The 25,675-nt window shown below is 72.7% G+C and carries 19 protein-coding genes; 5 read left to right on the top strand and 14 right to left on the bottom strand.

The window, feature by feature from the left end; translation table 11 throughout:
* Window positions 1-13: 13 nt before the first annotated feature.
* A complete protein-coding gene (locus tag GA0070560_RS11540) occupies window positions 14-1,777 on the bottom strand; it encodes a thiamine pyrophosphate-binding protein (protein ID WP_091294696.1) in 1,764 nt (587 codons plus the stop codon).
* Window positions 1,770-2,888: a baeRF2 domain-containing protein gene (locus GA0070560_RS11535; RefSeq protein WP_091294695.1), complete on the bottom strand. Its 1,119-nt coding sequence runs from the start codon at window positions 2,886-2,888 to the stop codon at window positions 1,770-1,772. The genes GA0070560_RS11540 and GA0070560_RS11535 overlap by 8 nt, the downstream gene beginning before the upstream one ends.
* Before the next feature lie 146 nt (window positions 2,889-3,034).
* Between GA0070560_RS11535 and GA0070560_RS11530 the strand changes: the two genes are divergently transcribed.
* On the top strand, window positions 3,035-3,586 hold the full coding sequence (locus tag GA0070560_RS11530; protein ID WP_170839376.1) for a hypothetical protein: 552 nt from the start codon (window positions 3,035-3,037) through the stop codon (window positions 3,584-3,586).
* Window positions 3,587-3,632: 46 nt separating this feature from the next.
* Here the strand turns inward: GA0070560_RS11530 and GA0070560_RS11525 are convergent, their stop codons facing one another.
* Window positions 3,633-3,971, bottom strand: a complete 339-nt coding sequence (locus tag GA0070560_RS11525; RefSeq protein WP_091294694.1) for a DUF3817 domain-containing protein — start codon at window positions 3,969-3,971, stop codon at window positions 3,633-3,635.
* 164 nt (window positions 3,972-4,135) lie between these two features.
* Between GA0070560_RS11525 and GA0070560_RS11520 the strand changes: the two genes are divergently transcribed.
* Window positions 4,136-5,614 carry a glutamate-cysteine ligase family protein gene (locus tag GA0070560_RS11520; protein WP_091294692.1) on the top strand — a complete coding sequence of 493 codons (1,479 nt, stop codon included), beginning with the start codon at window positions 4,136-4,138 and terminating at the stop codon, window positions 5,612-5,614.
* A 115-nt stretch (window positions 5,615-5,729) separates the two neighbouring features.
* Here the strand turns inward: GA0070560_RS11520 and GA0070560_RS11515 are convergent, their stop codons facing one another.
* The 4 genes from GA0070560_RS11515 to GA0070560_RS11500 form a co-directional block, all read right to left on the bottom strand.
* Window positions 5,730-6,932: a zinc-dependent alcohol dehydrogenase gene (locus tag GA0070560_RS11515; RefSeq protein WP_091294691.1), complete on the bottom strand. Its 1,203-nt coding sequence runs from the start codon at window positions 6,930-6,932 to the stop codon at window positions 5,730-5,732.
* Between the two features lie 15 nt (window positions 6,933-6,947).
* Window positions 6,948-7,904, bottom strand: coding sequence for an SRPBCC family protein (locus GA0070560_RS11510; RefSeq protein WP_091294690.1), 957 nt, complete (start codon window positions 7,902-7,904; stop codon window positions 6,948-6,950).
* A gap of 335 nt (window positions 7,905-8,239) precedes the next feature.
* Entirely contained in the window at window positions 8,240-9,157 is a 918-nt protein-coding gene (gene bla / locus GA0070560_RS11505; RefSeq protein ID WP_425412637.1) for a class A beta-lactamase, read from the bottom strand.
* 117 nt (window positions 9,158-9,274) lie between these two features.
* Window positions 9,275-9,892, bottom strand: a complete 618-nt coding sequence (locus GA0070560_RS11500) for a DUF6518 family protein (RefSeq protein ID WP_091294688.1) — start codon at window positions 9,890-9,892, stop codon at window positions 9,275-9,277.
* A 135-nt stretch (window positions 9,893-10,027) separates the two neighbouring features.
* On the opposite strand from GA0070560_RS11500, the gene GA0070560_RS11495 reads away from it, so the two are divergent.
* Both GA0070560_RS11495 and GA0070560_RS11490 read left to right on the top strand, forming a co-directional pair.
* Window positions 10,028-10,399, top strand: a complete 372-nt coding sequence (locus GA0070560_RS11495) for a PadR family transcriptional regulator (RefSeq protein ID WP_091294687.1) — start codon at window positions 10,028-10,030, stop codon at window positions 10,397-10,399.
* Window positions 10,396-11,763: a permease prefix domain 1-containing protein gene (locus tag GA0070560_RS11490; RefSeq protein WP_170839366.1), complete on the top strand. Its 1,368-nt coding sequence runs from the start codon at window positions 10,396-10,398 to the stop codon at window positions 11,761-11,763. The genes GA0070560_RS11495 and GA0070560_RS11490 overlap by 4 nt, the downstream gene beginning before the upstream one ends.
* An 80-nt stretch (window positions 11,764-11,843) precedes the next feature.
* Here the strand turns inward: GA0070560_RS11490 and GA0070560_RS11485 are convergent, their stop codons facing one another.
* From GA0070560_RS11485 to glgX, 4 genes are all read right to left on the bottom strand, one after another.
* Complete coding sequence (locus GA0070560_RS11485; protein WP_211565811.1) at window positions 11,844-12,320, bottom strand: LysR family transcriptional regulator; 477 nt, start codon at window positions 12,318-12,320, stop codon at window positions 11,844-11,846.
* Window positions 12,321-12,487: 167 nt separating this feature from the next.
* Window positions 12,488-14,221 (bottom strand): malto-oligosyltrehalose trehalohydrolase, encoded by a 1,734-nt coding sequence (gene treZ, locus GA0070560_RS11480; RefSeq protein WP_091294684.1) that lies wholly within the window; start codon window positions 14,219-14,221, stop codon window positions 12,488-12,490.
* Complete coding sequence (treY, locus tag GA0070560_RS11475) at window positions 14,218-16,548, bottom strand: malto-oligosyltrehalose synthase (RefSeq protein WP_091294683.1); 2,331 nt, start codon at window positions 16,546-16,548, stop codon at window positions 14,218-14,220. The genes treZ and treY overlap by 4 nt, the downstream gene beginning before the upstream one ends.
* A gap of 1 nt (window position 16,549) precedes the next feature.
* The gene (gene glgX / locus GA0070560_RS11470; RefSeq protein WP_091294682.1) at window positions 16,550-18,670 is read right to left on the bottom strand and encodes a glycogen debranching protein GlgX; all 2,121 of its coding nucleotides are present in this window, start codon (window positions 18,668-18,670) and stop codon (window positions 16,550-16,552) included.
* Between the two features lie 319 nt (window positions 18,671-18,989).
* Between glgX and GA0070560_RS11465 the strand changes: the two genes are divergently transcribed.
* On the top strand, window positions 18,990-20,396 hold the full coding sequence (locus GA0070560_RS11465; RefSeq protein ID WP_091294681.1) for a glycosyltransferase family 4 protein: 1,407 nt from the start codon (window positions 18,990-18,992) through the stop codon (window positions 20,394-20,396).
* Between the two features lie 347 nt (window positions 20,397-20,743).
* On the opposite strand, the gene GA0070560_RS11460 is transcribed toward GA0070560_RS11465, so the two are convergent.
* The 3 genes from GA0070560_RS11460 to GA0070560_RS11450 all read right to left on the bottom strand — a co-directional run bounded on the left by GA0070560_RS11460 (window position 20,744) and on the right by GA0070560_RS11450 (window position 25,675).
* Window positions 20,744-22,027, bottom strand: coding sequence for a citrate synthase (locus GA0070560_RS11460; protein WP_091294680.1), 1,284 nt, complete (start codon window positions 22,025-22,027; stop codon window positions 20,744-20,746).
* Window positions 22,028-22,215: 188 nt separating this feature from the next.
* The gene (locus GA0070560_RS11455; RefSeq protein ID WP_245675485.1) at window positions 22,216-24,207 is read right to left on the bottom strand and encodes a sulfatase-like hydrolase/transferase; all 1,992 of its coding nucleotides are present in this window, start codon (window positions 24,205-24,207) and stop codon (window positions 22,216-22,218) included.
* 52 nt (window positions 24,208-24,259) lie between these two features.
* On the bottom strand, window positions 24,260-25,675 hold the full coding sequence (locus GA0070560_RS11450) for a class I SAM-dependent methyltransferase (protein WP_091295030.1): 1,416 nt from the start codon (window positions 25,673-25,675) through the stop codon (window positions 24,260-24,262).

The following is a 25,675-nucleotide window of genomic DNA, read 5'->3' as shown; positions in this document are numbered from 1 at the left end:
GACCGGAAAACGGCTAAACGAGGTCTTCCGCCTCGACCGCCGTCCGGGCCCGCAGCATCGTGTCGCGGACCCGCCGCACCGCGTCGCCCTCGGCGAAGATCCCCCGCAGATCGGCCAGGGCCGGCTCCGGCGGGCGCAGCGGCACCGCCGGGTCCACCACCGCCTCCAGCACGCAGGGCCGGTCCGCGGCGAGCGCCTCGTCCCAGGCCGCCCCGACCAGCTCCGGCCGGTCGACCCGGACGCCGTGCAGGCCGAGCAGCCGACCCCAACCGGCGTACGGCACCTCGGGGCGGCGGCGGGTCGCGGCGTCGAGATGCGGCCGCCCGCCGCCCGTGCCGGAGCGGCCGCGGTTGTTGAGCACCAGCACCACCAGCCGCGGGTCGGCCCACTCCTGCCACCGGTCCGCCACGGTGATCAGCTCGGCCAGGCCGTTGAGCTGCATCGCCCCGTCGCCGACCAGCGCCACCACCGGCTCGCGCGGCCGGGCCAGCTTGGCCGCGACCGCGTACGGCAGGGCGCAGCCCATCGAGCCGAGGGTGCCGCAGAGCTGGGCGTTCACCCCGGGCGGCAGCTCCAGATGGCGGGCGTACCAGTAGGTGACCGAACCGACGTCGACGGCGACCGCGCCGACGCGGGGCAGCCGGGCGGAGAGCTCGTGCAGCACCAGTTGCGGGTTCACCGGCTCGGCCGGCTCGGCGGCCCGGGCGGCGGCGTGCCGGCGCCACCGGTCGACCGAGCCCTCCACGGTGGCCCGCCACTGCCGGTTGGGCTGGTCCGCCACCCGGGCCAACAGAGCGCGCAGCGTCTCGGCGGCATCGCCGACCAGCGGCACGTCCACCGGGTAACGGTTGCCGATCCGCCGCCCGTCGATGTCGATCTGCACCGTGCGGGTCTGGCCCGGCATCGGGAAGTAGTCGGTCCACGGGTCGTTCGTGCCGACCAGCAGGAGGGTGTCCGCCCCGCCCATCAGCTGCGCCGCCGCCGGAGTGCCCACCTCGCCCAGCACCCCGGTGTGGAAGGGCAGCCGCTCGTCGAGCACCGGCTTGCCGAGCAGCGAGGTGGCCACCCCCGCGCCGAGCCGGTCGGCGAGCGCGACGACCTCGTCGGCTGCACCCCGGGCACCCTGGCCCACCAGGATCGCCACCCGGTGTCCCACGGTGAGCAGCGACGCGGCGGCACCCAGGTCGGCGTCGTGCGGCAGCACCCGGGCCAGCGGCTCCCCCGGGGTCGCGGTCACCACCCCGGCCGCGTACGGCTGCAGGTCGGGCACGACGGTCTCCTGCACCGCCCGGGGCAACACCACGCAGGTGGGGCTGCGAGTCGCGGCGGCGGTCCGGAACGCCTGGTCGAGCAGGACCGGCAGGTGCGCCGGGGAGCGGGCGTAGCGGACGAACTGGTTGCAGACGTCGCCGAAGAGCCGGCTCAGCCCGATCTCCTCGTGCGCGCCGCCCAGCGGGCCGCTGATGTCCTCCCCCACGACCGCCACCACCGGCTTGCTGTCCAGCTTGGCGTCGTACAGGCCGTTGAGCAGGTGCACCGCGCTGGGTCCCTGGGTGGCCAGGCAGACGCCGATCTCCCCGGTGAACTTGGCGTGCCCGGTCGCCATGAAGGCGGCGGTCTCCTCGTGCCGGGCCGGGACGAACTCCGGGTCGCCCCCGGCGGCGTCCAGCGCCTCGACCACCGGGGCGATCGCCGCCCCCGGATAGCCGAAGACACGGGGCACCCGCCAGGCCCGGAGCCGGTCCACGACCAGGTCGGCCGCCGTCCGGTCAGCCATTGCCACGTCCGGGCGTGCCGGCGTCGACGTAGCGCAGCACCGCGCCGACGCCGTCGGTCAGGTCGGGCGCCTCGTCCGGGCCGAGGACGGTCAGCTCGGCGTCGGTGCCGACCAGCGCCCGGACCAGGGCGGCGTCGGCCCGGGCCCGCTGCGGGTCGCGGACGGCCGCGAGCTGCCCCGGGTCGGTGGCGATGTCGGTGGGCTCGGGGCCGATCCAGAGCTGCCCGTTCGCCGACGGGTCGTCGACGATGAGCATGGTGTCGACCTGGTTGCGTTGCAGGGCGGAGACCACGGCGTCCAGCCCGGCCCCGACGTCCTCCTGCATGCCGAAGCGGTCCAGCGCGGCGGCGACCCGCTGTTCGGCGACCTCCGCGATGGTCTGCACGGTCACGTCGTCCATCAGGGTGTCGTCGGCCCCGACGTTGCGGGCGCCGGCGTCGGTGCGGACCACCATGTCCTGCCAGCGCTCGGGCAGCTGGGCGGCGATCATGCCGGTGGCGCGGACGTCACCGGCGACCACGAGCACCTCGGCGCCGACCTTCTCGGCCAGCTCCACGGTGGCGGCGGCCGCGTCGCCGGCGTTGTGGTGCCACGCCTCCATCGCCGCGCGCTGGTAGCGGGACTGTGACCAGCCGCCCGGCTGCACCCGGCGCAGCTGCCAGCTCTCCCGGCCCTGCACATGTGCCCGGCGGGGCACCCCGCCCGCGCTGACCGCCATCGCGTCCGCCCCGGTGCGGTCGGCCAGCACCCGCACCCAGGCGACCTGCTCACCCCGCTGGGCCACCAGCGGCATGGTGTGCGGCAGGTCGGACCAGACGGCCAGGTCCTTCAGCGGCGGCGCGGTCAGGTACTCGGTGAGCACCACGTGACCTCGGGTGGCGAAGACCGCGATGCCGTAGTCCCCCGGCATCGGGTCGTGCCCGCGCACCACCCGTTCGATCGCGTCGATGCTCCCGGCGTCGGCGCCCTGCTCCAGCAGCTGGCCCTTGAGGGCCCGCCAGCGCAGGTCGACCTGTGGATGCGCGTCGTGGGTGTCCCGGGAGGCGTCCAGGTATACCGAGCACCACGGCCCGGGCCGGTCGTAGAGCGGGCGCAGGAAGGACAGCTGCATGCTCAAGACCCCTTTCCAGCTCGGCCGCACGCTTACCCGCGCCACCGGGGATGTCACCTCGCCGCACCGCCGGGCGTGACCGGGAGTTCATTCACGTCGTTCGACCGGGAGGGCCGATACCATCAGTGCACGGATCCGGACTCTCGGTGGTGATCATGGACAGCGATCTCGCGCCCCGCGTCGTGCGCCCGACGCAGCGCATCCTCACCGGGCGGGTCGTCCGGCTGCTGGAGGGATATCCCCGGGAGGTCCGCATCGGGCAGCCGGTGCTGTTGGCGGTGGTGACCGCCGCGAGCGTGACGGGTCTGCTGGTGCTGCTGGTGCGCACGCTGATCTCGTCCGGCGGCGGCGGAGGCGGCGCCCGGCGCAAGTGGAAGGACCTGAAGAAGGGTCCCGAGTTCCTGGTGACCCCGCTGCGGGTCCGCGACGCGGCCGGCGTCCTCTACGAGGTGGAGCTGCACGGACACCTGCCGCAGAGCGCCCTGCACCCGGGCGACCACGTGCAGCTCACCCTGCGCCCGCAGGATCCCGACCTGCCGCCGAAGGTGGAGCGGATCGTCAACCTGACCACCGCGCAGCCGCTGCGGCCGCGTACCGCGACCGTCTGGTCGCATCTCGGGCCGCCACTGCTGCTCCAGGCGGCGCTCGGACTGCTGCTGCTGGCGAGCGTGGGTGCCTGCTCGGTGCTGACCGGCTGAGGGTTTCGCGCCCGCCCGGCGGGGCGACGGCCGTGGGCGGGCGGGGTCAGCCGACCGGGGTGAGCGGGCGTTGCGACCGCGGCGCGGCGTCGAGCAGGCCGCGCCGCTTGGCCCAGCGCTCGAAGAACAGGGTGGCGAACGGCGGCACGGAGCAGACCAGCGCGACGACGGTGACCGCCGGGCTCCACCGGTGCGTCCGAGCCATCACCAGCACCAGCAGCCCGTACGCCACGAAGAGCGCGCCGTGCACCGGGCCGAAGATCTTGACGCCGATCTCGTTGGCCGGAGGGCCGTACTTGACCGCCATGCCGACCAGCAGGGCCAGCCAGGAACACGCTTCGGCGATCGCCGCCGCCACGAACAGCCGGGTGGTCTTCTCGCGCATCGCGCCATCGTAGCGAGCCCTCCGGCCCCGGCCGGGCACCTCGACTCCCCGGCGCGACAGGGATCACCTCCGCGCGGGACGGGTAGGTAAGAGTCCTTCGGGTCTTTCCCGTCCTTGCCGGAACGTGCGAGGTTGGGAGAACCAACGGTGACAAGGTGGTGACCATGGGCGAGGACGTCGGCGTGCGCACCTTCAGTCGTGAGGACCGGGCCCGCTACCGCGAGAAGGTACGCCGGTGCCTGGACGTGTTCGCCGAGATGCTGCGCGAGTCACGCTTCGACGTCGAGCGGCCGATGACCGGGCTGGAGATCGAGATCAATCTGGTCGACGACGAGTCCATGCCGGCGATGCGCAACGCCGACGTCCTCTCCGCCGTCGCCGACCCCAGCTTCCAGACCGAACTGGGGCAGTTCAACGTCGAGATCAACGTCGCCCCGCGCCGGCTGGCCGGCACCGGCACCGCCGAGTTCGAGCAGCACGTACGGGCCAGCCTCAACGCCGCCGAGTCCAAGGCCCGCACCGTCGGCACACACCTGGTGATGATCGGCATTCTGCCCACCCTGCGCCCGGAGCACCTGACCGCCGCGACACTGTCGGCGAACCCGCGCTACAAGCTGCTCAACGAGCAGATCTTCGCCGCCCGCGGTGAGGACCTGCGGATCGCGATCACCGGGGTGGAGCGGCTGACCGCCACCGCGGACACCATCACCCCCGAGGCCGCCTGCACCAGCACCCAGTTCCATCTCCAGGTCAGCCCGGCGCAGTTCGCCGACTACTGGAACGCCGCCCAGGCGATCGCCGGCATCCAGGTGGCGCTCGGCGCGAACTCCCCCCTCTTCTTCGGCCGGGAGCTGTGGCGCGAGACCCGCATCCCGCTGTTCCAGCAGGCCACCGACACCCGCTCGGAAGAGATCAAGGCACAGGGGGTACGTCCGCGCGTCTGGTTCGGCGAACGCTGGATCACCAGCGTCTTCGACCTGTTCGAGGAGAACGTGCGCTACTTCCCGGCCCTGTTGCCGGTCTGCGACCCGGAGGACCCGGCCGAGGCGCTCGCGGCCGGCGGGGTGCCGAAGCTCGCCGAGTTGCGGCTGCACAACGGCACCGTCTACCGCTGGAACCGACCCGTCTACGACGTGCTCAAGGGCCGACCCCACCTGCGGGTGGAGAACCGGGTGCTGCCCGCCGGGCCGACCGTGCTGGACACGGTCGCCAACGGCGCGTTCTACTTCGGGCTGGTGCGCGGCCTGGCCGAGTCGGATCGTCCGCTGTGGTCGCAGATGTCGTTCAGCGCCGCCGAGGAGAACTTCCACAGTGGCGCCCGGTACGGCATCGACGGCCAGGTGTTCTGGCCCGGGCTGGGCTACCTGCCGGTGACCGAGCTGGTGCTGCGCCGGCTGCTGCCGCTGGCGTACCACGGGCTGGACCGGTGGGGCGTGGACCCGGCCGAACGGGACCGGCTGCTCGGCATCATCGAGCAGCGCTGCCTGACCGGACGCAACGGCGCCACCTGGCAGGTGGAGACGTTGCACCGGCTGGAGTCCGCCGACCACCTGGACCGGCCGGAGGCGCTGCGCGAGGTGGTCCGCCACTACGTGGAGCTGATGCACAGCAACCGCCCCGTGCACGAGTGGCCGCTGCCCTGACCGGCGGGCACCCGACGGCCCGGTCGTGACCAGCGGCGGAACCGGAGAGCGCCCGGTCCCGCCGCCGATCAGCCGGTCGGCCGGCACCCGGGCGTCGTCGGAGGCGGCGCCGGGCTCAGACCTTGAGCACGACCTTGGTGCAGTCGTCCTGCTTCTTCTGGAAGATCCGGTAACCCTTCGCCGCGTCCTTGAGCGGCATCCGGTGGCTGATCACGAAGCTCGGGTCGATGTCGCCGCGGACGATGTGCTCCAGCAGCGGCCGGGTGTAGCGCTGCACATGGCACTGGCCGGTCCGCATGATCAGCGACCGGTTCATGAACGCCCCCATCGGGAACTTGTCCACGAAGCCGCCGTACGCGCCGATCACCGACACCACTCCCCCGCTGCGGCAGGCCATGATCGCCTGGCGCAACGCGAACGGCCGCTCGGTCTCCAGCCGCCCGGCCTGCTTCACCCGGTCGTACGCGTACATCGCGGCGTTGCCGTGGTGCCCTTCCAGGCCGACCGCGTCGATGCAGGCGTCCGGGCCCCGGCCGGCGGTGAGCTGGTTCAGCTCGTCGAGGACGTCGAGCTGCTCGTAGTTGATCGTCTCCGCGCCGACCTGCTCGTAGTTGATCGTCTCCGCGCCGACCTGCTCGGCGGCCAACCGCAGCCGGTACGGGTACCGGTCGATCACGATGACCCGCTCCGCGCCGAGCAGCCGGGCGCTGGCCGCCGCGAGCAGCCCCACCGGCCCGGCGCCCCAGACCGCGATCACGTCGCCGGGCTTGATGTCGCACATCTCGGCACCCATGTAGCCGGTGGGGAGGACGTCGGCGAGCATCAGCGCCTGGTCGTCCGGCACCTCGTCGGGGACCTTGATCGGGCCGACGTCGGCGAACGGCACCCGGGCGTACTCGGCCTGGCCACCGGCGTACCCGCCGAGCAGGTGGGAGTAGCCGAAGATGCCGGCCGGGGAGTGGCCCATGATCTTCTCGGCGACGCCGGCGTTGGGGTTGGAGTTCTCGCAGACCGAGTAGCGGCCCTGCTGGCAGGAGGCGCAGTTGCCGCACGCGATCGGGAACGGCACCACCACCCGGTCGCCGACGGCGAGGTTGTCCACCTCCGGGCCGACCTCCACCACCTCGCCCATGAACTCGTGACCGAGGATGTCGCCCTTGCGCAGCGCGGGAATGTAGCCGTGGTAGAGGTGCAGGTCGGAGCCACAGATCGCGGTGGAGCTGATCTTCACGACAGCATCGCGGGCGTTCATGATGCGCGGGTCGGGCACGTCGACGACCTTGACGCTGTCCCTGCCCATCCAGGCGGTGGCCTTCATCGTCTCTCCTCTCGGTCAGCCGCGCAGGCCGGCGGGCAGGGGCTGGGCGGGTCGCTGCCGGAGCTGCTGGTGCAGGCTGACGCCCTCGGGGCTGGCGTCGGAGCGGACCACCTCGCCGGTCTCCAGCACCTGCTTGAACCGGCGCAGGTCGTCGCGGACCTGCTGCTCCGGTTCCTCGCCGAAGAGCTTCGCCACGGCCCGGCCGAGCCGTCCGGCCGGCGGGGCGTACCCGAGTTCGACCCGGACCTCGGTGCCGCGGTCGCCGGGGGCGGGCACGAAGCGCACCCGGCCCGCGTTGGGCACCCGCGCGCCCGGCAGCGACCGCCAGGAGATCAACTCGTTCGGGCGGTCCTCGACGATCTCGGCGTCCCAGCTGATGTGCCGGCCGGCCGGACCGCGCGCCGTCCAGTGCGAGTTGCGCAGGTCCTCGGCGCGCACGGATTCCAGGTGGGCCATGAACCGGGGCAGGTTCTCCAGGTCGCGCCAGAACCGGTACGCCTCGGACGCCGGCCGGTTCACGGTGACCCCGACCTCCATGAGGATGAGCCGCTCCCGGGCCCGCCGGGCCCGCCCGGCACGCAGCGCGGCGAGCAGGTCGACGGCGGCGATGCCGGCGGTCACCGCCGTGGTGACAGCCACCCGCCGGCGGCGCTCACCGCGCCGGTCCGCGAGGGCCCGCCCGAGCAGGGTGAGGTCGACGGCGTCACCGGCGACCCGGGTCCACGTCCAGCCGGCGGGCCGCCGTCCGGCCAGCAGTCCGGCGGCCTGCCCGAGTTCCCGGGCGGCGACGGCCGGGATGACGCCCGCCGCGTGCGGGGAGTCGTCCACCCCGGTCAGCCGGGCCACCGTGCGCGGGGCCAGCAGCCCACCCACGCCGAGAGTCAGGCTCACCACGCCCAGCAGCCGGGGCAGTCCGGTGCCCCGGCGGCGCCGTTCCAGTTCGTCCAGCACCGTCGGATCGGTTCTGTCCACGTCGCACCACCGTCAGATCGTCCTGACCGCCAGGCTGCGGCCCGGCGGCGGAAGCCGCCACACCTGACGCTATGCCCGCCGCACGGCGCACGAACCCCGAATCGGGGCAGCGGGCCCACCCGTCCCGGCGTCACGGGACGGTCCGGGGCGACGCGGACTGCCGGCCTCGGTGACGATCATGCCGGGTGCCTGGTCTGGCTGAGCACTTCGCCGGGCAGACGAACGGCCGCTGCGGCGCGGCGAAGGCCGGGGTCCTGCTCCTGACGACCGGCATCCGACGCCCGCGACCTGCCACCCGACCCGGCCGGCTGACCGTCCTCCCCAGCGCCACCCGGTCAACGCAGCGCCTTGAGCGTCACCCTGGTCGCCTCCGCGATCAACGCGTCGTCGTGCCGGGCGTCCTTCGTGTCGCGGCGGGACATCACGGCCAGCACGATCGGGGCGGCGTCCGGCGGCCAGAGGACGGCGATGTCGTTGCGGGTGCCGTACCCGCCGGCGCCGGTCTTGTCGCCGACCTGCCAGCCTGCCGGCACCCCGGCCCGGATCAGGTTCGCCCCGGTGGTGTTGCGCTTGAGCCAGTCGAGCAGCACCCGCTGGTCCTCGACCGACAACGCGCCGCCGATCGCGTACGCCTGGAGCGAGTCGGCCATGGCGCGCGGCGTGCTGGTGTCGCGGACGTCGCCCGGTGCGGCCTCGTTGAGGGCCGGTTCGGTGCGGGCGGGGTCGGTGACGGTGTCGCCGATGCCGCGCAGCGCCCGCTCGAACCCGGCCGGGCCACCCAGTTCGGCGAGCACCAGGTTCGCGGCGGTGTTGTCGCTGTAGCGCACCGCGGCGTCGGCGGCCTCGCGCAGGGTCATCCCGTCCGCGACGTGCTTCTCCGTGACCGGCGAGTGCATCACCAGGTCCTCGCGGCCGTAACGGACCACCCGGTCCAGCTCCGCGTCCGAGGTGGCGGCCAGCAGCGCCCCGGCGGCCAACGCCTTGAACGTCGACGCGTACGCGAACCGTTCGTCGGCCCGGTACGCGAGCGTGCGGCCGGAGCCGGTGTCGAGGGCATAGACGCCGAGCCGGGCGTCGTAGCGCTGCTCCAGCGCGGCGAACTCCGCAGGTGGCGGCACCGGCGTCACGGTCGGGCCGACAGGGGCGGTGGTCCCGGGGACGGCGGTGGGCCGGGCGCTCGTGCAGCCGGTCGCCGCGGCGAGCCCGACCGCGACCACCGCCGCGAGCACCCGACGAACGGGCCAGGTCATGATGGCGCTCCTCTCCGTCGGTGGCGGTCGCCGTGGTGCGACCCACCCGAGCGGCTCGGGTGGCGGCGACACCGCCGGCACCCGTGTCACAGCCTGCCACCACCGACGACACGGACACTCCTATGCCGCGCCGGCCACCGCGAATCCCCACGAGATGAACACGGCCAGGGGCAGGGCGACGGCCAGTGCGAGCGCCCGCTGCCGGTGCGATCCGCCGATCAGCACGACGATCAGGACACCGAGCGCGACGTCGATGGCCACGTTCCATTCCGCGCCGGGGGGATGGTCGGGATCGCGGGCCTTGCCGACGAACCGGGCCGCCTCCTCGAAGAAGACGGCTGCCGGCAGCGCGGCCCCGACGACCCGCCGCCAGCCCGTCTCGCGCGCCCAGGTGCCCGCGGTGCCGAAGACCACCCCGGCGAGCGCCCCGAAGACCATCCAGAGCAGCGACGTCGGCGCCCACAACACCGCCAGGTCGTCACCCTGCAGGAGCGTCGCCGCAAGGTAGTAGCTGGGCACCGCGACGACGAGCAGGACGGTGGCGCCCAGCGCCGCGCGTACCCGGGAGGACCTGACCCAGTACCCGAATCCGAAGGCGGCGACCGCCCAGGTGGCGGTGGAGTTGCCGAGTTCGGCGAAGGGGTACGGCACCGACGTGATCCACACGAAGTCGAGGAAGCCGAGCAGGAATCCACCCACCAGGGCGACGAGCGCCACTGTCCGATCACCGGGTCGCATGGTGGCTGAGCATACTCGGTATGCAATCACGCGTTCATGTGGGCCCATACCCCCGCGCAGACGCGCTGGTGGAGGATTGCGCCGCGCTCATACCTAGAACTACTATGCATTGCAGTCTTAGGGTCAGGGGGCCACGTGCGCATCACCAAAGACCTCGTCGCCGCCTCGGCGACACCACTCGTGCTGGGCATCCTCAGCGAGGGCGAGAGCTACGGCTACGCCATCCTCAAACAGGTCGACGACCTGTCAGGCGGGCAACTGGAGTGGACCGAAGGGCTGCTCTATCCGCTGCTGCACCGGCTGGAGCGGCTGGGTCACGTCGAGTCGTTCTGGGTGACCCCGCCGGGCGGACGGCGCCGCAAGTACTACCGCATCACCGAACAGGGCCGGGCCGAACTCGCCGAGCAGCGCCGCCAGTGGGCCACGGTCGTCGACGCGCTGCGCGGCGTCTGGAGCGCCGCACAGACCAGCACGCCGATCATGCCGGCATGGGAGGCGGGACGATGACCATCGACAGCGATCTGGAGGGCCAGATCGCCGAGTGGCGGGCCTACATGGACCGCCGCCGGGAACTGCACCGCACCGACGCCGAGGAGTTGGAAGACCACCTGCGCAGTCGGATCACCGAGCTGGCCCAGGGCGGCCTGCGCACCGACGAGGCGTTCCTCATCGCCGTCAAACGCATGGGCAGCCTCGACGAGCTGTCCCGCGAATTCGCCCGCGAGCACTCCGATCGGCTGTGGAAGCAACTCGTCCTGCCCAGCGAGTCGGACGCCCCCACCGCCGCCCGCACCCGCCGCGAACTGCCGGTCATGGTGCTCTGCGCCGCCCTCGCCGCGCTGGCGATCAAGGCGCCGGCCCTGTTCGGGCTCGGCCTCGGCGAGGACGACGACGCCGCCTTCTACGCCCGCAACCTCAGCCTGTTCGCGCTGCCGGCGCTGGCCGCGTACTTCGCCTGGCAACGCCGCGTCGGCCTGCCCGTCGTCGCGGTGCTCGGCGCGCTCTTCGTCCTCGGCGCGGTCGCCGCGAACGCCTACCCGCTCGACGATGACGCACACACCCTCGTGCTCACCGCCATCCACCTGCCACTGGCGCTGTGGCTGGTCGTCGGCGTCGCCTACGTCGGCGGCGACTGGCGCTCCGACCGGCGGCGGATGGACTTCATCCGGTTCACCGGCGAGTGGCTGATCTACATCGCCCTGCTCGCGCTGGGCGGCGGGGTGCTCACCCTGTTCACCGTCGGCACCTTCGAGGCCATCGGCATCGACGCCGAAGGCTTCGTCAGCCAGTGGCTGCTGCCCTGCGGCGCGATGGCGGCGATCGTGGTGGCGGCCTGGCTGGTGGAAGCCAAACAGAGCGTCATCGAGAACATGGCGCCGGTGCTCACCCGCGTCTTCACGCCGCTGTTCGCGGCCACCCTGCTGGCCTTCCTGGTCGCCTTCATCGCCACCAACAACGGCATCGACGTCGAACGCGACGTGCTCATCCTGTTCGACCTGCTCCTCGTCGTCGTGCTCGGCCTGCTGCTCTACGCCATCAGCGCCCGCGACCTCACCGCCCGACCCGGCCTCTTCGACCGCCTGCAACTCGTGCTCGTGGTCAGCGCCCTGGTCATCGACGTCCTGGTGCTGCTGGCGATCACCGGCCGGATCACCGAGTTCGGCTTCAGCCCCAACAAGACCGCCGCGCTCGGCGAGAACCTCATCCTGCTGGCCAACCTCGGCTGGTCGGCCTGGCTGTTCCTCGGCTTCCTGCGGGGCCGGATGACCTTCGCCCACCTGGAGCGCTGGCAGACCCGCTACCTCGCTGTCTACGCCGTCTGGGCCTGGACGGTGGTGCTCGCCTTCCCGCCGGTGTTCGACTTCGCCTGACCGAGTGCGCGACCCGCTCCCGGATCCGGGCCGGAGCGGGTCGCGCCGGCGCGCGACGCCTGGCGAGCATCGAGCACTTCTCAGTTGGCGTACAACTTGCCCCACGGGCCGGCCTGCTCGGCCCACAGTTCGAACTTGAAGTTCCGGGTCACCGTCCTGGTCGCCAGGGAGATGTCCGTGAACGGGATCTTCCCGGCCTGCCATTTGAGGTCCACCTGCACGTCGGTCTGGTAGATCCGCCACGGGTCGGCGCCGTCCGCGACGTAGCGCTTGCCACCGAGCCTGGTCAGGGGATCGCGTCCGGCTTGAGTCACCGTGCCATCCAGACTGCGCACATCCATCTCGGTACGATGCAGCTCCAGCAGGATCCGCGTGGCACGCTGCGCCAGCAACTGCCCCGCTGGCGTCAACACCGTCGACCGGCCCGTCCTGGTTGCCAGGCTGACACCGAGCCGGCGCTCCAACTCACGCAGCTGCCGGCTGAGCGCCTGATGGGTCATGCCCAGCTCGTGAGCGGCACCGGTCAACGACCCCGCCTCGGCGAGCGCCTTGACCAACCGCAACGACCGTGTGTCCATGCACGTCCTTGCCGCTTCAGGCCATGCTCTACAGCCCCCGCCGCCGCAACCGGACGCCACCTGCCACGTCGTCTCCGGCGGGCACCACCCTAATACTCAGGAGCTGTCAGAGAAAGATCGCCGTGAGGGGCCACGACCTCAGATCCTCACAGCGCCACGATCGCCGCCGTCTCCCCCGGCAGCTCCACCCGGTCCCGCATCACCGTCACCCCCTCGCCGGTGGCCAGCAGCACCCGCCGTACCACCCCCGGCAGCGAGATCCCCTGCGCCCGACCGGCCAGGTTCGCCACGACGAGCGTCTCGCCCCGGCGCATCACCAGGAACCGGTCGCCGTGGCGCACCTGCACCCGGTCCAGCCGGGGGTCGGACAGGTCGGCCCGCGACTTGCGCAGCGCGATCAGCCGCTTGTGGAACTCGTACATCTCGTGGTGCTCGGGCTTGTCCAGCTCCGCCCAGTCCAGCCGGGAGCGCAGGAACGTCTGCGGGTCCTGCGGGTCGGGCACGTCCTGCGTGGCCCACCCGTGCGAGGCGAACTCGCGCTTGCGCCCGTCGCGGACCGCCACAGCCAGCTCCGGCTCGGGGTGGCTGGTGAAGAACTGCCAGGGCGTCGACGCGGCCCACTCCTCCCCCATGAACAGCATCGGGGTGAACGGCGCGGTCATCAGCAGCACCGCCCCGACCCGCAGCAGCGCCGGGGAGAGGCTGGCGGAGATCCGGTCCCCGGCGGCCCGGTTGCCGATCTGGTCGTGGTTCTGCAGGTACGCCACGAAGCGGTGCCCCGGCGTGCGCTGCCGGTCGACCGGCCGGCCGTGGCTGCGGTTGCGGAAGCTGGACCAGGTGCCGGCGTGGAAGAACGCGCCGGTGAGCACGTCGGTGAGGCACTCCAACGAGCCGAAGTCGCCGTAGTAGCCCTGCCGCTCGCCGGTGAGCAGGGTGTGCAGCGCGTGGTGGGCGTCGTCGTTCCACTGGGCGTGCAGGCCGTACCCGCCGGCCTCGCGTCCGGTGATCAGCTTCGGGTCGTTGAGGTCGGATTCGGCGATCAGCGACAGCGGCCGGCCCAGGTGGGTGGAGAGCGTCTCCACCTCGGTGGCGACCTGCTCCAGGAAGTGGGTGGCCCGGGAGTCCGGCATGGCGTGCACGGCGTCCAGCCGCAGCCCGTCGACGTGGTAGTCGCGCAGCCACATCAGCACCGAGTCGACGATGTAGCGGCGTACCCCGTCGGAGTGCGGGCCGTCGAGGTTGACGGTGCGACCCCAGGTGTTGCTCTGCCCGGTGAGGTACGGCGCGAACATCGGCGCGTAGGCCCCGGAGGGCCCGAAATGGTTGTAGACGACGTCGAGGATCACCCCCAGCCCCTTGGCGTGGGCGGCGTCGACGAGCCGTTTGAGCCCGTCCGGCCCGCCGTACGGCTGGTGCGGTGCGTACCAGCAGACGCCGTCGTAGCCCCAGTTGTGCTCGCCGTTGAAGGCGTTGACCGGCAGCAGCTCGATCATGTCGATGCCGAGGTCGACCAGGTGGTCGAGGCGGGCGATCGCCGCGTCGAAGGTGCCCTCCGGGGTGAACGTGCCGACGTGCAGCTCGTACAGCACGCTTCCGGGCAGTTGCCGGCCGGTCCAACCCTGGTCGGTCCAGGGGTACGCGGCGTGGTCGTAGAGCCGGCTGGGCCCGTGCACCCCGTCGGGCTGCCAGGCCGAGCGCGGGTCGGGCAGGGCCCGGTCGCCGTCGTCGAGCAGGAACGCGTAGTCGGTGCCCGGCCCGGCGCCGGGGACCTCGATCCGCCACCAGCCCTGCGGGGCGGGACGCATCTCGTGGTCGATGTCGCCCGGCAGCCGCAGCCGGACCCGGGCGGCCTCGGGCACCCACACCGTGAACTCGGTCATGCGGCGTCCTCCACGGAGTCGGTGGGAGCCAGCAGTGCGACGGGGTAGGTGCTCAACAGATCATCGAGCAGCAGCTCAGACCCACTGTAGACCCGCCCGGTGAACACGTCCGTAACACTGTTGCCGGAAATCGGGAGGATGGTGTCCCGCCAGCCGCCGTCGTGGGCCAGCCGCAGCGGCAGCCGGGTGGCCACCGCGACCGCGCCGCCCCGGTCGAAGGCGAGCGCGTGCCGGCCGGCCGGCCCGTGCGCCGGCACCGGCCGGTAGCCGGTGAACAGCTCCGGATGGTTCCGGCGCAGCCGCAGCGTCCGGGAGACCACCAGCAGCTTCGCCGCGCCGTCGGCGGCCACCGCGGGCCGCCGGCCGGCGTCGAGGCGGGCCAGCAGCTCCCGGCGTACGGCGAAGTCGACCGGGCGGCGGTTGTCGGGATCGACCAGGGAGTTGTCCCACAGCTCGGTGCCCTGGTAGGTGTCCGGCACCCCGGGCATGGCGAGCTGGACGAGCTTCTGCCCGAGCGCGTTGGACCAGCCCGCCGGGGTGATCTCCGCGGCGAAGGCGCTGATCTCGGCGTGCAGCTCGGGGTCGTCGTACATCCGGTCGATCAGGGCGTGCAGCTGGTGCTCGAAGGCGAGGTCGGGGTCGGCCCAGCTGGTGCAGACCGACGCCTCCCGGGCGGCCTTCTCCCCGTACGCGTGCAGCCGCTCCCGCTCGACGGGCCAGGCGCCGACGGCGGTCTGCCAGAGCAGGTGGGCGAGGGCCGGGTCCGCCAGCGGCGCCCGGGACGTCCACCGGCTGACCTGCTCGGCCCAGCGGCCGGGCAGCTCGGACAGCACGGCGAGCCGGGCCCGCACATCCTCGCCGCGCTTGGTGTCGTGGGTGGACAGGGTGGTCATGCTCGCCGGCCAGCGGACCTGGCGGGCGGCGGCGAAGCGGTGGAACTCCGCCGGCGGCACCCCGAAGTGGGCGGGCGAGCCGCCGACCTCGTTGAGCGCGACGAACCGGCTCCACCGGTAGTAGGCGGTGTCCTCCACCCCCTTGGCCATCACCGCGCCGGTCAGCTGCGGGAAGCGGGCGGCCAGCTCGTGGTCCGGGTCGCGCAGGTGGGCGGTGAGCGCGTCCAGGGTGGCGGCCAGGTCGGGGCGGCGCCGGCCCGCCTCGGACCGGGCGGCGGCCAGGTGCCGGGCGCCCACGGGCGGGTAGCCCCGGTAGACCGGGAAGCAGGCGGCCAGTTCGGCGAGGGCGTCCCGGGCGGCCTGGGGGTCCAGTTCGGCCACGAGCGCGGCGAGCCGGCCCAGTTCGGCGGCGAGCAGCCGGGTGGCGGCCTCCCGCTTGGTGTCGTGGGTGAGGTCCTGCCAGGAGGTGTGCCGGCCGGTCAGCCGGCCGTCGAGGGCGGTGAAGTCGCCCTCCGCGTCGCCGTCGACGAAGAGCCCGCAGACGGCGGCGAGGGCGTCGTACCCGGTGGTGCCCTGCACCGGCCAGTCCGGCAGCTCCTCGCCGTACTCCAGGATCTTCTCCACCACCAGCCAGACGTCCGGCGCGGCGGCGCGCAGCCGGGCCAGGTAGCCGGCCGGGTCGCGCAGGCCGTCGGGATGGTCGACGCGGATGCCGTCGACGTCGCCGGCGGCGACCCAACGCAGGATCTCCGCGTGGGTGGCGTCGAAGACGCCCCTGTCCTCCACCCGCAGGCCGGCCAGGTCGGAGACGGCGAAGAACCGGCGGTACGTCAGCTCCGTGTCGCCGCGCCGCCAGTTGACCAGCTCGTAGTGCTGCCGGTCGTGCACCTGCCGTGGGGTGCCGTCGCCGGTGCCGTCGGCGATCGGGAAGCGGTGCTCGTGGTAGCGCAGCTCCCCGTCGACCACCGTGAGGTCGTTCAGGGCGTCGGTGCTGTCGGCGAGGACGGGCAGCAGCAGCCGGCCCCGGTCCCAGTCGATGTCGAACCAGGAGGCGTACGCCGAGTCCCGGCCCCGGCGCAGCACGTCCCACCAGGCCGGGTTGGCGGCGGGCCGGGCCACCCCGGCGTGGTTGGGCACGATGTCCACGACCAGGCCGAGCCCGGCGGCGCGCAGCGCCCGGACCAGGCGCTGTCGGGCGGCCTCGCCACCCAGTTCGGGGTTGACCGCGCGGTGGTCGACCACGTCGTAGCCGTGCTGGCTGCCGGGGGTGGCGGCGAGCAGGGGCGCGCTGTAGAGGTGGGTGACGCCCAGCGCCACCAGCCAGTCGGCGAGGGCGGCGGTGGCGTCCAGGTCGAAGCCGGGGCGGACCTGGACCCGGTAGGTGGACCCCACCCGCGCGCTCGGCGTCTTGTCGGGCCGGGGGATGTCGGGCATGTCAGGCCGTCCTCTCCAGGACCAGCAGCGAGCGGTCCGGCACGCAGATGGCGCCGCCCGCCTCCACCATTGTGTTCTTCTCCGGGTCCGGTTCCGCGGTGCTGATCTTCAGTTCCCAGCGCTGCCCGAACTCCGGCCCGGGCAGGGTGAAGTCCAGCGGGGCGTCGTGGGCGTTGAAGCAGAGCAGGAAGGAGTCGTCGCGGTGACGCTGGCCGTACTGGCCGCGCTCCCGGATGCCGTCGCCGTTGACGAACAGGGCCACCGAGCGGCCGAAGTCGTTGCCCCAGTCCTCGCCGGTCATCTCCCGGCCGTCGGGGGTGTACCAGGCCAGGTCGGGCAGGGCCGAGCCGGCGGCCCGGCCGCCGACGGGCAGGCCGGTGAAGAAGCGCCGGCGGCGGAACACCTGGTGGGAGTTGCGGAACTCGGTGAGCCGGCGGACGAAGGACAGCAGGTCGTCGTCGGCGTGCTCCCAGTCGATCCAGGCCAGCTCGCTGTCCTGGCAGTAGGCGTTGTTGTTGCCGCGCTGGGTGCGGCCGAGTTCGTCGCCGTGGCCGATCATCGGCACGCCCTGGGAGAGGATCAGGGTGGCCAGGAAGTTGCGCCGCTGCCGGGCCCGCAGGGCGCGTACGCCGGCATCGTCGGTCTCCCCTTCGACTCCGCAGTTCCAGGACCGGTTGTGGCTCTCGCCGTCCCGGTTCTCCTCGCCGTTGGCCTCGTTGTGCTTGTCGTTGTACGACACCAGGTCGTTGAGGGTGAACCCGTCGTGGCAGGTGACGAAGTTGATGCTGTGGAAGGGGCGGCGGCCGTCGTCCTGGTACAGGTCGGCGGAGCCGGAGATGCGGGAGGCGAACTCGGCCAGGGTGGCCGGCTCGCCGCGCCAGAAGTCCCGCACGGTGTCGCGGTACTTGCCGTTCCACTCGGTCCACTGCGGCGGGAAGTTGCCGACCTGGTAGCCGCCGGGGCCGACGTCCCACGGCTCGGCGATCAGCTTGACCTGGCTGACCACCGGGTCCTGCTGGACCACCTCGAAGAAGGTGGACAGGCGGTCCACCTCGTAGAACTCCCGGGCCAGGGTGGCGGCCAGGTCGAAGCGGAAGCCGTCGACGTGCATCTCGGTGACCCAGTACCGCAACGAATCCATGATCAGTTGCAGTGAGTGCGGGCTGCGCACGTTCAGGCTGTTGCCGGTGCCGGTGTAGTCGACGAAGTAGCGGCGGTCGTCCTCGGAGAGCCGGTAGTAGCTGGGCGCGTCGACGCCCTTGAAGCTCAGCGTCGGGCCGAGGTGGTTGCCCTCGGCGGTGTGGTTGTAGACCACGTCGAGGATGACCTCGATGCCGGCGGCGTGCAGCGCCCGGACCATGCCCCGGAACTCCTGCACCTGCTGGCCGAGGCGGCCGAGCGCGGAGTAGCCGTGGTGCGGGGCGAAGAAGCCGATGGTGTTGTAGCCCCAGTAGTTGCGCAGGCCCAAGTCGGCGAGGCGGTGGTCGTGCACGAACTCGTGCACCGGCATCAGCTCGACGGCGGTCACCCCGAGCCGCCTGAAGTAGTCGATCATCACCGGGGAGGCGATGGCGGCGTACGTGCCGCGCAGCTCCTCCGGGATGTCGGGGTGGCGCATGGTCAGCCCGCGTACGTGCGCCTCGTAGATCACCGAGTGGTGGTACGGGATGCGCGGCGGCCTGTCGTTGCCCCAGTCGAAGTACGGGTTGACCACCACCGACTTCGGCATGAACGGCGCGGAGTCCGTTTCGCTCATCCGGTCCAGGTCGCCGCCCAGCTCGTAGTCGTAGACCGCCGGATCCCAGGCGACCTCTCCGTCGATCGCCTTGGCGTACGGGTCGAGCAGCAGCTTGTGCGGGTTGCAGCGCAGACCGTCGGCCGGGTCCCAGGGCCCGTGCACCCGGTAGCCGTACCGTTGACCCGGCTCGATTCCCGGCAGGTACGCGTGCCAGACGTACGCGTCGACCTCGCGCAGCTCGACCCGCCGTTCCGCGCCGGTGTCCCACTCGTCGAAGAGGCAGAGTTCGATCTTCTCGGCCACCTCGGAGAAGATCGCGAAGTTGGTGCCCATCCCGTCGTAGGTGGCGCCGAGGGGGTAGCGCTCGCCCGGCCAGACCTGCATGTCGCTCCTTCGGCCCATGATCGTGAGCGCACCGGGCGGGGCGGGCCGCCGGTGCGCACGCCGCTAATGCCCCACCGCGCGACCGGTCAATCCAGCCGTTCGGACGGCACCCGATATCCACCTACCTGATGCCGGAACGACCTTTGGGTGTCTTCGGTCACCATAGGCCGTTTCGAGATGCGGCGGAGAGCGTCATGCCCTTTCCTTGATGCGGGCGCGCCCCGCGATGGCGCCCTGTCGAGCCCTTCGGCCACCCCACCCCACTCTTTCCGCCGCCACCGTTGCCGGCGCGACCCTTCGTGCATGGACGGAGATTGATGTGACCACCCCGCGGGTCGGCGAGCAGCCCGTGATCGCCCCGGACCGGACCTGCCGGCCCGGCCCCACCTCCCGCACCCAGATACCGCAGCAGCACAGCGCCTCGGGCATGGCCCCGCGGAACCGTCGGATCCTGATGCTGTCCTGGGAGTACCCGCCGGTGCTCGTCGGCGGACTCGGCCGGCACGTGCACGCCCTGTCGGTGGCCCTGGCCGCCGCCGGGCACGAGGTCACCGTGGTCACCCGGCACGTCGACGGCGCACCCCTGGAGGAGTACGCCGACGGCGTACGCATCGTCCGCGCCGCCGAGGACCCGGTCACCTTCCCGCTGGCCACCAGCTCCCTGCTGGCCTGGACGATGGCGTTCAACCACACGCTGACCCGGGCCGCCCTGCGCGCCACCGGGTCCGGCACGTACGACGTGATCCACGCCCACGACTGGCTTGTCGCGCACACCGCGATGACCCTGCGCGAGCACCTGGACGTGCCGCTGGTCAGCACCATCCACGCCACCGAGGCGGGCCGGCACCAGGGCTGGCTGCCGGAGGAGATGAACCGCACCATCCACGGCGTCGAGCAGTGGCTGGCCGGCGAGTCCGGCCGGGTGATCGTCTGCTCCGGGTACATGCGTCGGGAGGTGGGCGCGCTGTTCGGGGTGGACGCGGCCCGCGTCGACGTGGTGCCCAACGGCGTGGAGCCGCACCGCTGGCGGGTGCCGACCTCGGCGGTGGCCTCCGCCCGGGCCCGGTTCGCCGGGGACGGCCCGCTGGTCACCTTCGCCGGTCGACTGGTCTACGAGAAGGGCGTGCAGCACCTGCTCGCCGGCCTGCCCCGGCTGCGGGAGCGGCACCCCGGGCTGCGGGCGGTGATCGTCGGCGACGGCCCGTACAGGTCGGCGCTGGAGGCCGAGGTGCAGCGGCTCGGGCTGGGCGCGACGGTGAGCATGCCGGGCTTCCTCGGCGGCACCGACCTGCCCGCGGTGATGGCCGCCTCGGACTGCTTCGCGGTGCCGAGCATCTACGAGCCGTTCGGCATGGTCGCGCTGGAGGGCGCCGCGGCCGGGGCGCCGCTCGCGGTGGCCCGCACCGGCGGTCTCGCCGAGATCGTCGAGCCCTGGGTGACCGGGATGACCTTCGCCCCGCAGGACCCGGACGGGCTCACCGAGGCCGTCGACGCCCTGCTGTCGGACCGGGACCGCGCCCGGCTGCTGGCCCGCCGCGCCCGCGCCATGGTCCACGAGCAGTACGGCTGGTCGGCCATCGCGCACCGCACCGCGGCCGCGTACGCGGCCGCGATCGCCGGCGACGCCGCGTTCACCGCCGAGCGGGCCGAACTGCGGATGACGCTCGGCCGGATGACCGCTCCGACACCGGAGGGCAACCTCCTCGCCGCAGCCGGCCTGCGCTGACCGGATTCCGCTCCGGCGCACCATGCCCGGTGGTGCGGGCGGGGTGTCCACGCGGACGCCCCGTCGTGCGCCGGCGCGCTCACGGACCAGACCGGCCCTACCGCCGGCATCCACCGGCGCTCGACCGCCCCAGCCGTCCGGACCGTTCGACGGTCGTCCGGGGCCCCGCTTGATCGACTCCGGGTCGGCGACAGTGCGGTATCGGGCACACCCGGAGGCCGCCACATCGCCGCAATGGTGTCGATCATGCCGGCCCCGGGCGGGACGCGGGCGGATGCGACCGGGCGGGACGGCGAAGGCCGCCGACCCGTACGGGTCGGCGGCCTTCGCCGCGAGGGGTACGCCCGTCAGCGGTCGGCGAGCGGGGTGTAGTCGCGCTCGGCGGAGCCGGTGTAGATCTGCCGCGGGCGGCCGATCTTGGTCTCCGGATCGTTGATCATCTCGCGCCACTGGGCGATCCAGCCGGGCAGCCGGCCCAGCGCGAACAGGACCGTGAACATCTTGGTCGGGAAGCCCATGGCCTTGTAGATCAGGCCGGTGTAGAAGTCCACGTTCGGGTAGAGCCGGCGCGAGACGAAGAAGTCGTCGGCGAGCGCGATCTCCTCCAGCTGCATCGCGATGTCCAGCATCGGGTCCGGCTTGGCCATCCGGCCGAGCACGTCCTGCGCGGCCTTCTTCACGATGGCGGCACGCGGGTCGTAGTTCTTGTAGACCCGGTGACCGAAGCCCATCAGCTTCACGCCGTCCTGCTTGTCCTTGACCTTGCGGACGAAGGAACGGACGTCGCCACCCTCGGCGTCGATCTTCTCCAGCATCTCCAGCACGGCCTGGTTGGCGCCGCCGTGCAGCGGGCCGAACAGGGCGTTGACGCCGGCCGAGACCGAGGCGAAGAGGTTGGCGTTGCTGGAACCGACCAGCCGGACCGTGGAGGTCGAGCAGTTCTGCTCGTGGTCGGCGTGCAGCACGAAGAGCATGTCCAGCACGCGGGCCACCACCGGGTCGACCTCGTACGGCTCCGCCGGCACGCCGAACGTCATCCGCAGGAAGTTCTCCACGTAGCCCAGCGAGTTGTCCGGGTACAGCAGCGGCTGGCCGATCGACTTCTTGTACGCGTACGAGGCGATGGTGGGGACCTTCGCCATCAGCCGCACGGTGGACATCTCCACGTGCTCGGAGTCGAACGGGTCCAGGCTGTCCTGGTAGAAGGTGGAGATGGCGCTGACGGCCGAGGAGAGCACGGCCATCGGGTGCGCGTCCCGGGGGAAGCCGTCGAAGAACCGACGCATCTCCTCGTGCAGCAGCGAGTGTCGCCGGATCCGCTCACTGAACTCGGTCAGCTGCTGCCCGGTGGGCAGTTCGCCGTAGATCAGCAGGTAGGAGACCTCCAGGAAGGAGCTCTTCTCGGCCAGCTGCTCGATCGGGTAGCCGCGGTACCGCAGAATGCCCGCGTCACCGTCGATGTAGGTGATCGCGGACGAGCAGGACGCGGTATTGACGAAACCGGGGTCGTACGTGGTCATCCCGGTTTCCTTCAGCAGCTTGCTCACGCCGATACCGGCGGGGCCTTCGACCGCGGCCTGTACCGGCATCGAGAGCTGCCCACCGGGGTGATCGAGCTTGACTTCCGTCATGTGGTTCCTCGCTTCGCCGGCGAATCTTCGTTGAATTGCCTTCGCTTCTACCGTATTCGCGGAGCCCGGGACACCGCCCGCCGTGGTTCGGCGGTGAGGTATGCGTCACCCGATTCCCGACCCGACGGCTCGGAAACCCTGGTCAGCGAGGACGAACCCGACGATGACGGATGTCGGGGAGGAACGGTTCAGCCGAGCGTCAGCCGGCGCAGGCCGCCGTGGGCGGCGACCCGGTAGAGGTCGAGCCGGTTGGCCCCGACCCGGAACAGATGGTCGTCGCCGACGAGGGCGGCGAAGCGGCGGCCCCCCTCGTCCCGGGGCACCACGGGCACCACCGTGGCGACCGTGCCGTTGACCGCGACCGCCAGCAGCGTGCCGTCGGGCACCTCGTCGGGCACCGTCCCCCAGACCAGCGCCGGCAGCTCACCGGCGGCCGGGTCGACGGCCCGGAACGCGGCCAGGTTCGCCACCCGGGCCCGCCCCTCGGTGGGCGCTGCATCGACGGTGGTCCCGACCAGCGGGTGTGCCGGCGGGTCCGGCGGCCGGACCGGCACCCCGCCGCGCAGGGTCAACGGCTGCCCCGGCCGGTCGTAGAAGACCTTCTCCGCGTGCGGACGCGGGGCCTGCCGGGCCGAGCGGCCGTCGACCCGCCACGGGATCCGCACATGCACCTCGTCGGCGATGGTCGGCAGCAGGTCGACGTGTTCCCAGTTGCGGTCGTCGACCCGGCCGGCGCGCTGGTGGGGCGTCTTGACGAAGGTGGGCACCCAGGCCACCTCGCCGGCGGCGTGGTTGATCGCGTCCAGTCCGCGGCCCTGCCAGTCCCGCTGGAAACTGACCCCGTGGTCGGCGGTGAGCACCAGCAGCGCCCGGTCGTACAGGCCGGTGGCGCGCAACGTGCGCAGGGTCTCGCCGACCAGCCGGTCGGTGTAGCGCAGCTGGGCCAGGTGCCGGGCGCGGGCCAGCTCGGCCCAGCCGGCACCGGCGTTGGGCAGGTCCTCGGGGGCGGTGTAGCGCGCTCCGGACGGCAGGTACGCCCAGGGCGCGTGCGGCATCAGCAGGTGCAGGAAGTGCAGGGCGGGACGGTCGGTGGGCCGCAGCCCGGCCAGGAAGCCGGCGAAGCGGGCGGGCTGGTTGTCGTTCAGGCTGTCCCAGCGGAACTTCGGATCGTCCGGGACCGGCTCGGCGTCGTCCAGGCCGACCTCCGCCGCGGTCCGCTCCCGGTACGACTCCTGCGGGTCGACCCGGCTGTCCACCGGCGCGACGAGCTGCCGCAGCAGCCGCCCGCTCTCCCGGACCAGCGCCTTGAGGCCCTGCTCCGGGCTCGACGGCTGGTCGCAGCGGCTCGGCGGGCAGAGCCGGGTGATGCTCTCCTCGGCGCGGACGTCGTACAGGCCGCCGAGGGCGGTGAAGAGGTTGTCGGGGTACTGCGAGTAGTGCGGGGCGAGCGGCTGCGCCGGGTACCGGCCGGTGAGCATCGCCGGCAGCGCGTACGGCGTCCAGCCGCTGACCCCGGTGGCGTTGCGGTACCAGGTGGACCCGGCCGCCAGCTCGGCGAAGTGCGGGTAGCGGGTGGCGTCGATCCGCCCGTCCGGGCCGAGCAGGGAGACCAGCGGCAGCTCGTCCAGGACGATCATGACCACCGGCGGGTGCTCCCCCGGCCCGGCCACCCCGGCCGCCCCGCCGTCAGCCCGTGGCAGCACCACCGCCGAGGCGGGCGAGGCGAACAGGAACAGCGCCACGAAGACCGGCGGGCCGACCGCGGCGACCCGCAGCACCCGCCCCGGCGCGCGCCACCGCCGGTGCGCCGCCGCCCCGGCGGCGCCGAGGACCCCGGCGGCCAACAGCAGCGGTACGCCCCGCAGCCCGGTGGCGTGCCGGCCGACCTGGACGGCGAGCGCGGCCAGCAGCAGCCCCACCACGGCGGTGTGCGCGAGAGTCCGGGCCCGGACACCGGCCAGCCGGGTGGCCAGGCCGAGCGTGCCGACCGCGACGGTGGGCAGGACCGTCACCAGCGCCACCAGCAGCAGCACATCGCCGGGGTCGGCCCGGTGGAACAGGAAGAAGTCCGGGCTGCGCCCGAGCACGTCGAGCAGCGGCTGGGTGACCACCAGTCCGACCAGGGCGGCCACCTCCAGCAGCCGGCGCAGCTCGGCCCGCCGCCCACCCGGTCGGTCCAGCTCCGGCGGCGGGCCGGACGTACGTGGTGGCGCCGCAGTCGCGAGGGTGCGGTCAGCCACCCACCACCACCTGGTAGAGCGTGCGGGTGCCCGAGGGCAGTTCCCGCTGCCGCTCGACCCGGCAGCGGGCCGCGAGCAGTCGCTCGAACTCGTCGCGGCGGTAGTCCGGGAAGAGCCCGTCGGGCTTGTTGGCCAGCAGCCGGCGGGCCATCACGTCCTCGGGGTGGACGAACTCCACCACCAGCCGCCCGCCGGGCCGGACGCAGTCGACGAGCTGGTCGACGACCTGGGCCAGCGGCACGTTGCGGCCAATGGCCAGGTGGTGGACCACCGCGAGGGCGAGCACCACGTCAGCCCGGGCCCGGGCGGCGAAACCGGCCCGCTCGACGCCGCGCCAGCCCCCGCCGGGGGACGGATCGGCGAGGTCCATCACGAGCGGCAGGATCCGCTGCTCGCCCTCGGCACGCAGCGCCCGGTAGAGGGTGTCGACCACAGCCGGATCCTGCTCGACGGCGACCACCGTGGCGGCGTGCCGGGCGGCGATCCGGGCGTACCGGCCGTCGTTGGCACCGAGGTCGAGGACCAGGCCGGGCGTGCCGGCGGCGGTGACGGCCGCGGTGACGAACTGCTCCTTCTCCGCCCGGTCCTGCGCGGTGTAGCTGCAGGTGCGCTGGTAGTCCACCCAGTGGCTGGGCTCGTCGCGCCGGTCCAGCCGGCGGACCAGCTTCTCGATCCCGCGTACGGTGGCCAGGGCCAGGTCCCGGGAGTAGCCGGCGGCCCGGAGCTGGGCCCGGACGTCGGTGGTGCTCGCCCGGGCGTTGCGCTCCTGCATGGCGCCGTGCAGGTGCACATGGGTGAGCACGCCGGGCAGCAGCCGGCGGGCGCCCCGGAAGAGCCGGCGCATCTGGTCCGGCTCGACGCCGTCGACCCGGGCCCGCAGCCAGGGCTGGAAGTCCACGCCGAGATGGGCCTGGAGCAGCAACGGGTAGAGCATCGTCTGGCAGAACTGCCGGTAGCCGGCCCAGGGCTCGCCGTCGGCCAACGGCGCGAAGGAGCCGACGTCGATGAAGACCGGGGTCGCGCCACGCCACTGCAGGTTGTACGCCGTACCGTCCTTGGTGGTGAACCCGGCGGGCAGCGCCCGGCGCAGGATCTCCAGGTGCAGCAGCGTCGCGTCGCGGAGCATGCCGAACGACCACTCGTACGGGTGCGAGACGAACGGGATGCGGTCGTGGCGCAGCACGGCGGTCCAGCCGGGCAGCACGCCTGGGTCGACCGGCTCGGTGCCGCAGACCTTGCCCTCGGCGAGCAGCGTGGTGAAGAAGTCGCTGGCCGCCAGGGTCTGCCAGTCGCGGGCCGCCTGCGGGCCGAGCCCGCGCAGCACCTGGTCGCCGGCGTGGAAGACCCGGTTGGCCGGGTCGCGGAAGGAGCCGGGCTCGACCCGGATCCGGGTGTCGGAGCTGGTCAT

This window comes from Micromonospora halophytica, from assembly GCF_900090245.1.
Taxonomy (GTDB): Bacteria; Actinomycetota; Actinomycetes; order Mycobacteriales; family Micromonosporaceae; genus Micromonospora; species Micromonospora halophytica.
Note: the sequence above shows the minus strand (reverse complement) of the source record. Positions and strands in the feature narration are given on the sequence as shown.